This is a genomic window from Paracoccus lichenicola, from assembly GCF_009708075.1.
Classification (GTDB): domain Bacteria; phylum Pseudomonadota; class Alphaproteobacteria; order Rhodobacterales; family Rhodobacteraceae; genus Paracoccus; species Paracoccus lichenicola.
Window position 1 is genome coordinate 316,482 of the sequence record NZ_WMBT01000002.1, and the last position, 12,435, is coordinate 328,916.

13 protein-coding genes are annotated in these 12,435 nt (G+C 66.3%); 1 reads left to right on the forward strand and 12 read right to left on the reverse strand.

The genetic code is table 11. The features are described from left to right. The 9 genes from GIY56_RS04975 to bhcA form a co-directional block, all read right to left on the reverse strand. Complete coding sequence (locus tag GIY56_RS04975; RefSeq protein WP_154763696.1) at window positions 1-441, reverse strand: GNAT family N-acetyltransferase; 441 nt, start codon at window positions 439-441, stop codon at window positions 1-3. Further along, the gene (locus GIY56_RS04980) at window positions 441-1,703 is read right to left on the reverse strand and encodes a urate hydroxylase PuuD (protein ID WP_154763697.1); all 1,263 of its coding nucleotides are present in this window, start codon (window positions 1,701-1,703) and stop codon (window positions 441-443) included. Before GIY56_RS04980 ends, GIY56_RS04975 begins: the two co-directional genes overlap by 1 nt. 4 nt (window positions 1,704-1,707) lie before the next feature. Further along, window positions 1,708-2,061: a hydroxyisourate hydrolase gene (gene uraH, locus GIY56_RS04985; RefSeq protein WP_154763914.1), complete on the reverse strand. Its 354-nt coding sequence runs from the start codon at window positions 2,059-2,061 to the stop codon at window positions 1,708-1,710. Window positions 2,062-2,234: 173 nt separating this feature from the next. Next, complete coding sequence (locus tag GIY56_RS04990; protein ID WP_407946944.1) at window positions 2,235-3,533, reverse strand: 8-oxoguanine deaminase; 1,299 nt, start codon at window positions 3,531-3,533, stop codon at window positions 2,235-2,237. Window positions 3,534-3,567: 34 nt separating this feature from the next. Continuing rightward, entirely contained in the window at window positions 3,568-5,046 is a 1,479-nt protein-coding gene (locus tag GIY56_RS04995; protein WP_154763699.1) for a nucleobase:cation symporter-2 family protein, read from the reverse strand. Between the two features lie 35 nt (window positions 5,047-5,081). Then, complete coding sequence (bhcD, locus tag GIY56_RS05000; protein WP_154763700.1) at window positions 5,082-6,044, reverse strand: iminosuccinate reductase BhcD; 963 nt, start codon at window positions 6,042-6,044, stop codon at window positions 5,082-5,084. Further along, the gene (gene bhcC, locus GIY56_RS05005; protein WP_154763701.1) at window positions 6,044-7,207 is read right to left on the reverse strand and encodes a 3-hydroxy-D-aspartate aldolase BhcC; all 1,164 of its coding nucleotides are present in this window, start codon (window positions 7,205-7,207) and stop codon (window positions 6,044-6,046) included. The genes bhcD and bhcC overlap by 1 nt, the downstream gene beginning before the upstream one ends. Beyond that, window positions 7,204-8,178, reverse strand: coding sequence for a beta-hydroxyaspartate dehydratase BhcB (bhcB, locus tag GIY56_RS05010; protein ID WP_154763702.1), 975 nt, complete (start codon window positions 8,176-8,178; stop codon window positions 7,204-7,206). The genes bhcC and bhcB overlap by 4 nt, the downstream gene beginning before the upstream one ends. Continuing rightward, window positions 8,178-9,365 (reverse strand): L-aspartate--glyoxylate aminotransferase BhcA, encoded by a 1,188-nt coding sequence (gene bhcA / locus GIY56_RS05015; protein ID WP_154763703.1) that lies wholly within the window; start codon window positions 9,363-9,365, stop codon window positions 8,178-8,180. Before bhcA ends, bhcB begins: the two co-directional genes overlap by 1 nt. Window positions 9,366-9,549: 184 nt before the next feature. Here bhcA and bhcR point away from each other — a divergent pair, with 184 nt between their 5' ends. Continuing rightward, window positions 9,550-10,350 carry an HTH-type transcriptional regulator BhcR gene (gene bhcR, locus GIY56_RS05020; protein ID WP_154763704.1) on the forward strand — a complete coding sequence of 267 codons (801 nt, stop codon included), beginning with the start codon at window positions 9,550-9,552 and terminating at the stop codon, window positions 10,348-10,350. On the opposite strand, the gene GIY56_RS05025 is transcribed toward bhcR, so the two are convergent. From GIY56_RS05025 to GIY56_RS05035, 3 genes are read right to left on the reverse strand one after another with little or no spacing between them, the layout of a single operon-like run. Further along, window positions 10,347-10,640, reverse strand: coding sequence for a type II toxin-antitoxin system RelE/ParE family toxin (locus GIY56_RS05025; protein WP_196053550.1), 294 nt, complete (start codon window positions 10,638-10,640; stop codon window positions 10,347-10,349). The genes bhcR and GIY56_RS05025 overlap by 4 nt on opposite strands. After that, complete coding sequence (locus GIY56_RS05030; protein WP_154763706.1) at window positions 10,633-10,893, reverse strand: type II toxin-antitoxin system ParD family antitoxin; 261 nt, start codon at window positions 10,891-10,893, stop codon at window positions 10,633-10,635. The genes GIY56_RS05025 and GIY56_RS05030 overlap by 8 nt, the downstream gene beginning before the upstream one ends. Before the next feature lie 55 nt (window positions 10,894-10,948). Beyond that, window positions 10,949-12,250 carry an NCS2 family permease gene (locus tag GIY56_RS05035; RefSeq protein ID WP_154763707.1) on the reverse strand — a complete coding sequence of 434 codons (1,302 nt, stop codon included), beginning with the start codon at window positions 12,248-12,250 and terminating at the stop codon, window positions 10,949-10,951. Between the last annotated feature and the right edge of the window lie 185 nt (window positions 12,251-12,435).

Consider the following 12,435-nt stretch of genomic DNA (forward strand, 5'->3'; position numbering starts at 1 on the left):
TCAGGCCGGACGCGCCTTGGTCAGGCGGATGTTCCCGCCGCCAAGATCCGTCTCGTCGCCCCAGCCAAGGTGGCGATAGACCGCAGCCGCGCGGCTGTCGCGGCCGGTTTCCAGCCAGATCGACGCGTGGCGGAGAAACAGCGCGGTTTCGGCCCGGGCGATCAGCGCGCGCCCGATGCCCTGCCCTTCGCATTCCGGCCGCACGAAGGCCGCGAACAGCGTGCCCTGATCCATGTCGATCATCGTGAAGCCCACCACCCGGTCATAGGCGACCGCGACCCAGGCGCAGGGCACCGCCGCGATCATGGCCGAGATGCTGGCGGGGGTGATGCCCAAGGCGGCCAGTTCCTCGACCCCCTGATGGTTCTCGCGGACCGAGGTGCGCACGTCGAACAGCGCCGGAGTATCCTCGGGGCGCGCAGGCCTGATCGTGAACGCCATCACATCCCGGCCAGGCTCGCGCCCCCGGCTGCGCGGAACCAGCGGATGATCCGCGCACGCTCCTGCGGCTCCATGTAGGTGACGTTCGCAGGCGGCATCGCATCGGTCAGCCCGGCCTGGACATAGATCTCTCGCGCGTGTTTCGCGATGTCGCCGGGGGTTTCCAGGAAAATCCCCTTCGGCGCGTGATGGATGCCTTCATAGCCCGGCTCTCGGGCGTGGCACATGGAGCAGCGGCCCAGCACCGCATCGCTGACCTGCCCGAACCCCTCGGCCTGGGCAAAGCGGGCTTCCACCGGGGTCAGGGACCGCGCCTCGGCCTGTTCCAGCGTGTCCTGGTTCAGACCGGCCGAGGACAGCCACATCACCATGATGAACAGCACGACCGTGACCGCCCAAGTCCACCACCGGTATCCCTTGCGGGCGTGCATGGTGTTGAAGAAATGCCGGATGGTCACGCCCATCAGGAAGATCAGCGCCGCGATCAGCCAGTTGTATTCGCTGGCGAAGGCCAGCGGATAGTGGTTCGACAGCATCAGGAAGATGACCGGCAGCGTCAGATAGTTGTTGTGCGTGGACCGCAGCTTGGCGATCTTGCCGTATTTCGGATCGGGCGCCCTGCCCGCCTTGAGGTCGGCTACCACGATCCGCTGGTTCGGCATGATGATGAAGAACACGTTGGCCGTCATGATCGTGGCCGTGAACGCGCCCAGATGCAGCAGCGCCGCGCGCCCCGTGAAGACCTGCGTATAGCCCCACCCCATCACCACGAGCGCCACGAACAGCAGCAGCATCAGCGCCGTCGGCGTCTCGCCCAGGCGGGACTTGCACAGCGTGTCATAGATCAGCCAGCCCAACGCCAGCGACCCGCCGGAAATCAGGATCGCCTGCCAGGTCGCCAGATCGGCCTTGGCCGTGTCGATCAGATACAGGTTCGCGCCTGCCCAGTATGTGACCATCAGCAGCGCCGCGCCCGACAGCCAGGTGGAATAGCTTTCCCATTTGAACCAGGTCAGATGCTCGGGCATCTGCTCGGGCGCGACCAGGTACTTGTTGACGTGATAAAAGCCGCCGCCATGGACCTGCCATTCCTCGCCATGCGCGCCTTTCGGCAGGTGCGGCGCCTTTTGCAGGCCCAAATCCAGCGCGATGAAATAGAAGGACGATCCGATCCAGGCAATGGCGGTGACGACATGGGTCCAGCGGATCGCGAAAGCCAGCCATTCCCAAAAAACGATATGGTCGGGGATCAGGTGCAGCATGGGATCAGCTTCCCCGATAGGTGGAATAGCCGAAGGGCGAGACCAGCAGCGGCACATGGTAATGATCGTCCTGCGACATGCCGAAGCGGATCGGGATCACATCCAGGAAGCGCGGGCTTTCCGCCTCGACCCCCGTGGCGTCCATCCAGGCGCCGGCGTGGAATTCCAGCTCATAGGTGCCGGTCGCGAACCCTTCCGCAGGCAGGATCTGACGGTCGGTGCGGCCGTCGCCGTTGGTGCGCAGCCGCGCAAGCTCGGTCCGCCGGCCATCTTCCAGACGGAACAGCACCACCTCCATCCCCTCGGCCGGGCGGCCGCGCGCGGTGTCCAGCACATGCGTGGTCAGGTATCCTGGCATCATCGCCCTCCCCTTCATTATCGCTGTTTTCTTGATAACCGATCCTTTCGCACGGGCACGAGAGGGACCATAAGCAAGGTAGTCTTAAGATTTCGTAGAAAATCTGGCAAAAAAGCCTTTCACCTTTGCCTAAATATCCTCGGGGGGTCCGGGGGGCGAAGCGCCCCCGGTCCTCAGCCCGCCAACCGCGCAACGGCCTTCCCGGCGCGCGCCCGCAGATCGCGCGGATCGGCAGTCAGCAGCCGGTGATCGTCAACAACCGCCCTGCCCCCGACATAGACCGCCTTGGGCCGGACGGGCGCGCAGAAGACCAGCGCCGCGACCGGATCCCATTGCCCTGCCAGCGGCAGATCCGACACGTCCCACAGCACCAGATCCGCCTGCATCCCTGGCTTCAGCGCGCCGATATCGCTGCGCCCCAGCACCCGCGCCCCGCCCAGCGTGGCGATCTCCAACGCCTCGCGCGCGCCCATGGCGGCGGGGCCGTCCTTCAACCGTGCGACCAGCATGGCCTGCCGCGCCTCAAGCCCCAGATGGCTGCAATCGTTACTGGCCGAACCGTCCACGCCCAAGCCTACCGGCACCCCGGCATCCCGCAGGGCGCGAACCGGGGCGATGCCGCTGGCAAGGCGCGCGTTGGAACAAGGGCAATGTGCGACGCCCGTGCCGGTGCGGGCGAACAGGTCGATCTCGGGCGCGGAGAGCTTCACGCAATGGGCGTGCCACACGTCGTCGCCCGTCCAGCCCAGGCTTTCCGCGTAATCCCCCGGCAGCATCCCGAAATTGTCCAGCGAATAGCGGACATCCTCGTCGTTTTCGGCCAGGTGGGTGTGCAGGCGCACGCCCTTGTCCCGCGCCAGGATCGCCGCGTCGCGCATCAGTTCCCGGCTGACCGAGAAAGGCGAACAGGGGGCAAGCGCCACCTGCACCATCGCGCCCTCGGTCGCGTCGTGGAAGGCGTCCACCACGCGCTCGCTGTCGCGCAAGATCGCGGCCTCGTCCTCGACCAGGGCGTCGGGCGGCAGCCCGCCCCTGCTTTCGCCAATGGACATGGCCCCTCGGGTCGCGGTGAAGCGGATGCCGATCCGCCCGGCGGCCTCGATGCTGTCGTCCAGGCGCGCGCCGTTCGGGAACAGATACAGGTGGTCGGACGAACAGGTGCAGCCCGACAGCGCCAGTTCGGCCAGGCCCACCTCGGCTGACAGGCGGATGTCGGCGGGCGTCATGCGAGACCAGATCGGATACAGCGTCCGCAGCCAGCCGAACAGTGCCGCGTCCTGCGCGGCGGGCACCGCGCGGGTCAGCGTCTGGAACAGGTGGTGGTGGGTGTTGACCAGCCCGGGCGTCACGACGCAGCCCGAGGCATCGACGACCTCGGCACCATCGCGCGGCAGGTTCTCACCCGCCGCGACGATCCTTCCGTTCTCGACCAGGACATCGCCCCTGGCGATTTCCCGGCGGGCGTCGTCCATGGTGACGACGACCTCCGCCCCCCGGAAAAGCCGCCTAGTGGTCCGCGACATGGCCCGCTTCGCGGATCTCGGCCTCGTCGACATGAGGCGCGCCGTTGTAGAACCAGTTGAGCAACACGGCGCTGATCGCCGCCAGCAGGATGCCGGAATGGATCAGCGGATGGATCGCGTGGGGCATCCACTGGTTGAAGTTCGGCGCCACCAGAGGGATCATCCCCACCCCGACCGAGATCGCGACGATGAACAGGTTGTGTCGGTTCGTCGCGAAATCCACGCGCGCGAGGATTCGCACGCCCGTGGCCGCAACCATGCCGAACATCACCAGCCCCGCGCCGCCCAAGACGGTGGTGGGCAGGCTTTCGACCAGCGCGCCCATCTTCGGGATCAGCCCCAGCACGATCATGATCGCGCCGCCCGCCACGCAGACGAACCGCGACCGAATGCCCGTGACGCCCACCAGGCCCACGTTCTGGCTGAACGAGGTATAGGGAAAGGTGTTGAAGATGCCCCCGATGGTCGTGCCCAACCCGTCCGCGCGCAGGCCTGCGGCCAGGGCCTTCTGGTCCAGCGGCTTCTTGCAGATGTCGGACAGGGCCAGGAACATGCCCGTCGATTCGATCAGCGTGACCAGCATCACCAGCACCATGGTGGCGATCATGATCGGATCAAAGGTCGGCATCCCGAAGTGGAACGGCTTGATCACCGCGAACCATTCCGCCGCGCCGACCTTGTCGAAATTCATCATGCCCAGGGCCGCCGCGACGATGCCGCCCACGACGATGCCGACCAGAACGGCGATGTTCGACAGGAAGCCGCGCGCGAATTTCGACACCAGCAGGATCGTGCCCAGCACCAGCATCGCGATGAGGATGTTCTGGCCCGCCGCATACAGCGGGTTCTGCACGGTGGGCGCCAAAGTGACGCTGGCCGGGACGTTGCCCGCCGCACGGGCGGTTTCCAGCCAGGCGGCGGCCTCGGGGTCCACGATCTTGGGCGCGGTCGGGCCGACCTGCAGGCCGAAGATCCAGTTGATGCCGATGGGCATCAGGCTGATGCCGATGGTCAGGATCAGCGTGCCGGTGACGACCGGCGGAAAGAACCGCAGCATCCGCGATATGAACGGCGCGATGAGGATGCCGATGATCCCCGCCGCGATGATCGCCCCGAACAGCGCCCGCGCCCCGTCATGGCCGGGGGTGGCCGATGCCACCGCCACCATCGGCCCGACGGACGCGAAGGTCACGCCCATCATCACCGGCAGCTTGATGCCGAACCATTGGGTCGCGCCCAGGCTCTGGATGATCGACACGATGCCGCAGACGAACAGGTCGGCGGAGATCAGGAACGCCACCTCCTCGGGCGACAGGGCCAGTGCGCGGCCCACGATCAGCGGAACCGCGATGGCGCCCGCATACATGACCAGCACGTGCTGGAACCCAAGCGTCAGCAGCTTGGGGGCGGGCAGGATCTCATCCACCGGATGGATCCCCCCCTGATAGGTTGCGTCAGACATGGCGGACCTCCCTTTCCACGATTGTCTCGTTTCGTTCAGATCGCGACTTCGACGGCTTTTCCTTGTTCCTTGGCCAGATCGACCACGGCTGCCGCAACCGCCAGGTCTTGCAGGCCCACGCCTGTTCCGTCGAAGATCGTGATGTCCGCATCGCCGCGTCCCGGATGATTGCCGATGATGACCCGGCCTATCGCGGTGATGTCGTCGGCGGATATGGTTTTCTGCCCTGCCGCGTGCTGGAATTCGCCAATGCTGACGGATTGGGCAACTTCGTCGGTGAACAGCCGCGCGCGGGCGACAAGCGCGGGATCGAGTTCCTGCTTGCCCTTGGTGTCGGTGCCCATGGCCGCGATATGGGTCGGGCCTTTCACATGCGCGTCCAGCAGCAGGGGCGAGAAGGCCGAGGTGATCGAGATGATCACGTCGGCCTCCGCGCCAAGCTGCGGCAGGTCCACGGCCTCGAACGGCAGGCCCAGGTCCGTGGCGGTGTCGGCGAGGCGGGTCAGCATTTCAGGATGCGGGTTCCAGCCGATGACCTTCTCGAAACTGCCGAAGCGCACGGCGGCCCGCATCTGGAAGGCGGACTGGTGGCCCGCCCCGATCATGCCCAGCACCCTGGCGCCCTGCGGTGCCAGGTATTTGATGGACACCGCGCTTGCCGCCGCCGTGCGCAGGGCGGTCAGCAGGTTCCCCCCGACCGCCGCCGACACGCGTCCGGTATCGGGGTCGAACAGGAACACGGTGGACTGGTGGTTGATGAGGCCGCGCGTGCCGTTGTTCGGCCAGTATCCCCCGGCCTTGAGGCCCAGCGTCAGGCGGCTGGCGTCGAACCCGCCCTTGAAGCCGTAAAGCGCGTCCTCGTGCCCCAACGCCTCGCGCACGACGGGGAAGTTCCGGGCATCCCCGCGCGCCATGGCGGCGAAGACCGCCTCGACCGCCTCGAAGGCGGCCTCCGGCGTCATCAGCCCGGCGATTTCAGCCTCGGGAACGACCCACATCAATAGGCCTTCCCGCGCGCCGAAACCGGCCACAAGGTTTCCACCTTGCCATTCCTGACGCCCACATACCAGTCGTGGACGTTGCAGGTCGGGTCGCAATGGCCCGGCACCAGCCGCAGCTTGTCGTTGACCTTCAGGACGCCGTTCGGATCCTCGACCACGCCATGCTCGTCGCTGCACTTGATGTATTTCACATCCGTGCGGCCATAGACGAAGGGCAGCCCGCTATCCACCGACTGCGCCTTCAGCCCCGCGTCCACCACCGCCAGGTGCGGCTTGGCGTGGGACATGACCGAGGTGAGGATGAACAGCGCGTTTTCCCATTCGCCCTGGTCGATCCGCTTGCCCTCGGCGTCATGGATGCGGCCATAGTCCGCGTCCATGAAGGCATAGCTGCCGCACTGCAATTCGTTGTAAACGCCCGAGTTGCTCTCGAAGTAATAGCTGCCGGTGCCGCCGCCGCTGACCAGTTCCGGCTCCAGCCCTTCGGCCTTCAAGGCGTCCACCGCGTCCTTCACCTGGGCGATGGCCGCGTCCAGCTTGGCCTTGCGGTCGTCATAGCTGTCCATGTGCTGCATCGCGCCCTGATAGGCCTGGATGCCGGTGAACTTCAGCCCCGGTGCCGCGTCGATGGCCTTGGCGATTTCCACCACTTCGGGCGTGGTCTTCACGCCGCAGCGGCCCGCGCCGCAGTCGATTTCCACGAAGCACTCGAGGGTGGTGCCATGCCTTTGCGCCGCAGCCGACAGGTCGGCCACGTTCGCCACGTCATCGACGCAGACGATGATCCGGCTGCCCAGTTTCGGCAAACGCGCCAGGCGGTCGATCTTCAGCGGGTCGCGCACCTGGTTGCTGACAAGCACGTCCTTGATGCCGCCGCGCACGAAGACCTCGGCCTCGGACACCTTCTGGCAGCAGACGCCGACCGCGCCGCCCAGTTCCTGTTGCAGTTTCAGCACATCGACCGACTTGTGCATCTTGCCATGGGCGCGGTGGCGCATCCCGTGCGCCTTGGCGTAATCGCCCATCTTCCTGATGTTGCGTTCCAGCGCGTCCAGATCCAGGATCAGGCAGGGCGTCTGGATGTCCGCCTCGTCCATGCCCGGCAGCGCGGGCACGTCGAAGCCGACTTCCAGGGTGTCGAAATTCACGGGTGCGTTCATGATTGCGCTCCTTCAATCCAGGGCAGCTTGTCCAGATCGACATTGCCGCCGGTGATGATGATGCCGACGCGCTTGCCGGCAAATGCGTCGCGGTTCTTCAGGATGATCGCCAGCGGCACCGCGCTGCTGGGTTCCATCACCACTCGCAGGTGCTTCCAGATCAGCTTCATCGCCTCGATGATCTCGGCGTCGGACGCCGTGTAGATCTCGGACACGTGGTTGCTGACGAAATGCCAGGTCAGATCCTTCAGCGGCACCAGCAGCCCGTCGGCGATGGTCCTGGGCGCGTCGTCCGCGATGATGTGGCCCGCCTTGAAGCTGCGATAGGCGTCGTCGGCCTGTTCGGGTTCCGCCGCGATCACCTTGGTTTCGGGGGCCAGCGTCGCCAGTGTCAGGCAGGTGCCCGAGATCATCCCGCCGCCGCCGATGGGCGCGACCATCATGTCGAGGCCGTCGGTCTGCTCCATGAACTCTCGCGCGCAGGTGCCCTGCCCCGCGATCACGCGCGGATCGTTGTAGGGGTGGACGAAATCGCCGCCCGTCCGGGCCTGCACCTTGGCGAAGGTTTCCTCGCGCGAGCTGGTGGACGGCTCGCATTCGGTGATGACGCCGCCGTAGCGGCGCACGGTGTCCTTCTTGGCCTGTGGCGCGGTGCGGGGCATCACCACGTTGCAGGGAATGCCCCGGCGCATCGCGGCATAGGACAGGCAGGAGGCGTGGTTGCCGCTGGAATGTGTGGCAACCCCTTTGGCGGCCTGCGCGTCGTCCAGGCCGAAGACCGCGTTGGCGGCGCCGCGGACCTTGAAGGCCCCCGGCTCCTGGAAGTTCTCGCATTTGAAGAAAAGCTGCGCGCCGGTCAGGTCGTCGAGATAGTCCGAGACGCGGACCGGCGTGCGGCGGATATGCGGCATGATGCGGTCATGCGCGGCCAGCATGTCGTCATAGGTGGGGATATGCATGGCGTCCTTCATCACGCGGCGGCCCTCATGGCGGGGACGCTGTGGCGGTAATGGTCCTGCGCGGCGGCGACCCCGCTGCCCAGCGTCACGGGCAGGCCCAGATCGGCCATGACCATTTCCGCCGTGGCGATGCCCGACAGGGCCATCACGTCGGTCAGGCTGCCCAGGTGGCCGATGCGGAACACCTTGCCCGCGACATCGCCAAGCCCGGTCCCGAAGGCCACGCCATAGGCGTTCAGCGCGTGGCTGACGATCCGGTTCGCGTCGAAGCCCTCCGGCGTGCGGATGGCGCTGACGCTGTCCGAGTAAAGCTCGGGCCGCTTGGCGCAAAGCGTCATCCCCCAGGCGGCGACCGCGCGGCGCACCCCTTCGGCGATGCGATGGTGGCGGGCAAAGACGTTCTCCAGCCCCTCGTCCAGCAGCATCTGGCAGGCGACGTTCAGCCCGTTCAGCAGCCCGACTGGCGGGGTGTAGGGATAGCCGTTGGCGGCATAGCCGCGCGCCATGTCGCGGATGTCGAAGAAGGTGCGCGGCAGTTTCGCCGTTTCCACCGCCGCCATGGCCTTGGGCGAGAAGCCGACGATGGCAAGGCCGGGGGGCAGCATGAAGCCCTTCTGGCTGCCGGTCACGGCCACATCGACGCCCCATTCGTCCATGCGGAAATCATAGCACGCGATGGACGAAACCCCGTCCACGAACAGCAGCGCCGGATGGCCCGCGTTGTCCAACGCGCGACGGACGGCACTGATGTCGCTGCGCACGCCGGTGGCGGTCTCGTTATGCGTGGCCAGCACGACCTTGATCCGGTGAGCCTTGTCGGCGGTCAGGATCTCCTCGAACCGGTCCGCAGGCACCCCCTCGCCCCATTCCTGGGCTATGACCTGCACGTCCAGCCCGTGGCGCTGGCACATGTCGATCCAGCGGTGGCTGAACATGCCGTTGCGGGTCGCCAGAACGGCATCGCCCGGCGACAGCGTGTTGGTGATGGCGGTTTCCCAGCCACCGGTCCCGGTCGAGGGGAAGACGAAGACCTGCCCCTGCGTGGTCTTCAGCACCGCCTTCACCCCTTCCAGCGCCGGGTGCAAAATGCGGCCGAAGACCGGGCTGCGGTGGTCGATGGTGGGCATGTCCACGGCCTTGCGCAGAACCTCGGGGATGTTGGTCGGGCCGGGAATGAACACGGGATTCTGGCTGGTCATGGTTCCTCCTCCTCTGATAAGCGCAGGATACCACCCGGGACCAGATGCGACAATTTTTCTGGAAATGTTTTCCATTTTGGCGCTAAAAGCCGAAATGACACGCGACGCCATGGGCTTGCCATTTTCCAGACAGCCCGGTGAATTATCGCGGTTTCGGCAATGTATTCTTTAGAAAAGGGCGAAAATGTCTGAACCCACCCGCCGCCGGGGCCGGCCCCGCAGCGCCAAGGACCAGGCCGGCACCGTGCAGGTGCTGGACCGCGCGCTGGACATGCTGGACCTGCTGGCCGCCCATCCGGGGCTGACCCTGTCCGAGGTGGCCGAGCGGATGGAGCAGTCGCCCTCGACCGTCCACCGGCTTCTGCATTCGCTGGCCGCGCGCGGCATGGTGGAAAGCGATCCCGCGACCCAGGCCTGGAACATCGGCCCCGCGACCTTCCGGTTGGGGTCCGCCTTCATGCGCCGGTCCGGGATCGTGGAACGCGCGCGTCCGATCCTGCAGGCCCTGATGAAGCACACCGGGGAAACGGCGAACCTGGGGATCCTGAACGGCGATGCGGTGCTGTTCGTCAGCCAGGCCGAGACGCACGAGACGATCCGTGCCTTTTTCCCGCCCGGCACCCGTTCACCCCTTCACGCGTCGGGCATCGGCAAGGCGCTTCTGGCCTTCAGCCGGGCCGAAATCCTGCAAGCCTATCTGGACGGCCCCGGCCTGGCGCGGTTCACCGACAGGACGCTGACCACGCCGGACGCCCTGGTCGAGGACATGGCCCGCATCCGCGCCCGCGGCTTTTCCTTCGACGACGAGGAACGGACGCGCGGAATGCGCTGCATCGCCGCCCCGGTCTTCGATCTGACCGGAGAGGCCATCGCCGGCGTCAGCGTCAGCGGTCCCACCCACCGGATCGGGCATGAACACGTCAAGACGCTGGGCGCGGTGGTCGCGGCAGCGGCGGCGGAGCTGTCGGCAGCGATGGGCGGCTAAAGGTGCCGGGGGAAATCCATCCGCTGGTGCAGGATGCGCAGGATTTCCACGGTTCCCGCAGGGTCGCGGCGGAAGAAGATGACGTGGCGGTTGCAGGGGATGGACAGAAGGCCGGGCCGGATGTCGGGACAGGCTCGCCCTGCCGCCACCCCATCGCGGATGTCATCGAACAAGGCGCCGAACGCCCTCAGATAGCTGTTCCTTTGACCTACGCCCCAGTTTTCCTGGGTGTAACGGCCGATGTCCTTCAAATCCTCTCGCGCGGCCGGCGAGATCAGCAGGTCAGGCACGGCGGCGGTTTTCCGCATCAAGCTCGGTCAGGATTCGGTCCAGGTCGAGGGGCACCAACTCCCCCCGTTCCGCCTGCTGCCAGCCGATGTCGATGGCGTCGCGCAGGCGTTGCAGCCTGGCCTCGTCGCTTTCCTCGGCGGCGATCTTCAGGCGCAGCGCCTCTCGGATCACTTCCGAGGCGTTGTTGTAAAGGCCCGAGGCGACCTTCTGGCGGACATAGTCTTCCAGCTTTTCGGTCAGCGATACATGCATGAGGCAGGCTCCGTGATGCTTCACGCAGCCTACAATCCTTGTCAAAGCCTGTCCATCACTCGCCGCCGAAGAAGGCGAAGCGGATCACGAACAGCGCGGCCACGATCCAGGTCGCGGCGTGGACTTGGGAGGCGCGGCCCGTCAGCAGCTTGATCGCGGCATAGCTGACAAAGCCGAAGGCCAGCCCGTTCGCGATGGAATAGGTGAAGGGCATCACCAGCGCGGTCAGCACGGCAGGGGCGGCCTCGGTCACGTCCTCCCAGGCGATCTCGGACAGTTCGCGCACCATCAGGGTCGCGACATACAGCAGCGCGGGCGCGGTGGCATAGGCGGGGACCGACCCGGCCAGGGGGGCGAAGAACATCGCCAGCAGGAACAGCACCGCCACGACCAGCGCGGTCAGCCCCGTGCGCCCGCCCGCCTGCACGCCCGATGCGCTTTCGACATAGGCCGTGGTCGAGGATGTCCCCAGCATCGAGCCGATGGTGATCGCCGTCGAATCCGCCATCAGCGCGCGCGACAGGCCGGGATTGGTATGGGCCGGGCCTTCCTTCAGCAGGCCCGCGCGTTTCGCCACGCCGATCAGGGTGCCGGTGGCGTCGAAGACCTCGACCAGCACCATGACCAGGATGACGTGGAAGATGCCGTAATGCAGCGCGCCCATGATATCCAGTTGCAGCAGCGTCGGCGCGATGGCGGGCGGCATGGACATCACGCCCCCGAACTGGCTGACGCCCAGCAGGATGGCGGCCACCGTGACGATCAGGATCCCGATCAGGATCGCGCCTGTTACCCGCAGTGCGTCCAGCGCCACGATGATGAAGAAGCCCGCGACCGTCAGCAACGTGCCGGGCGCGGTCAGGTCGCCCAATGTCACCAGCGTCGCATCGCTGTTGACCACGATCCCCGACGATTGCAGCGCGATGATGCCCAGGAACATCCCGATCCCTGCGGCCACCCCGCTGCGCATCGACAAGGGGATGCCCGCCACCAGCCAGCGCCGGATGCCGGTCGCGGACAGGATCAGGAAGATCACGCCGCTGATGAACACCGCGCCCAACGCCTGCTGCCAGGTGAAGCCCATGGCGCCCACCACCGTGAAGGCGAAGAACGCGTTCAGCCCCATGCCGGGCGCCATGCCGATCGGCCAGTTGGCCCACAGCCCCATCACCGCCGATCCGATGGCGGCGGCCAGGCAGGTGGCGATGAAGACCGCGTCGCGGTCCATGCCGGTGGTGGACAGGATGTCGGGGTTGACGAAGATGATATAGGCCATCGTCAGGAAGGTGGTGATGCCGGCGATCACCTCGGTCCTGACGGTGCTGCCGTGCTGCGACAGCTTGAAAAAGCGTTCCATGGGTTCCCTCCCGCGGCACCGTCGGCCGCCCTGCGCGAAGCTTAGGGGGGCCGTGACGGACGCAACAATCGGCGCGAACCCGCAAGTCTTTCAACGGCTATTTGAAACCGCGGACGATCTTTTCCGATTCGTTGATACAGAATTCCGCCCCTGCCCGCTTGCCGCGCGGGTCTTGGCGCGCTTTG

What these genes read in the sequence shown, in the direction of transcription:
- GIY56_RS04975 (WP_154763696.1), bottom strand. Translation starts at nt 441, where the DNA reads ATGGCGTTCACGATCAGGCCTGCGCGCCCCGAGGATACTCCGGCGCTG.
- GIY56_RS04980 (WP_154763697.1), bottom strand. Translation starts at nt 1,703, where the DNA reads ATGCTGCACCTGATCCCCGACCATATCGTTTTTTGGGAATGGCTGGCT.
- uraH (WP_154763914.1), bottom strand. Translation starts at nt 2,061, where the DNA reads ATGCCAGGATACCTGACCACGCATGTGCTGGACACCGCGCGCGGCCGC.
- GIY56_RS04990 (WP_407946944.1), bottom strand. Translation starts at nt 3,533, where the DNA reads ATGGACGACGCCCGCCGGGAAATCGCCAGGGGCGATGTCCTGGTCGAG.
- GIY56_RS04995 (WP_154763699.1), bottom strand. Translation starts at nt 5,046, where the DNA reads ATGTCTGACGCAACCTATCAGGGGGGGATCCATCCGGTGGATGAGATC.
- bhcD (WP_154763700.1), bottom strand. Translation starts at nt 6,044, where the DNA reads ATGTGGGTCGTTCCCGAGGCTGAAATCGCCGGGCTGATGACGCCGGAG.
- bhcC (WP_154763701.1), bottom strand. Translation starts at nt 7,207, where the DNA reads ATGAACGCACCCGTGAATTTCGACACCCTGGAAGTCGGCTTCGACGTG.
- bhcB (WP_154763702.1), bottom strand. Translation starts at nt 8,178, where the DNA reads ATGAAGGACGCCATGCATATCCCCACCTATGACGACATGCTGGCCGCG.
- bhcA (WP_154763703.1), bottom strand. Translation starts at nt 9,365, where the DNA reads ATGACCAGCCAGAATCCCGTGTTCATTCCCGGCCCGACCAACATCCCC.
- bhcR (WP_154763704.1), top strand. Translation starts at nt 9,550, where the DNA reads ATGTCTGAACCCACCCGCCGCCGGGGCCGGCCCCGCAGCGCCAAGGAC.
- GIY56_RS05030 (WP_154763706.1), bottom strand. Translation starts at nt 10,893, where the DNA reads ATGCATGTATCGCTGACCGAAAAGCTGGAAGACTATGTCCGCCAGAAG.
- GIY56_RS05035 (WP_154763707.1), bottom strand. Translation starts at nt 12,250, where the DNA reads ATGGAACGCTTTTTCAAGCTGTCGCAGCACGGCAGCACCGTCAGGACC.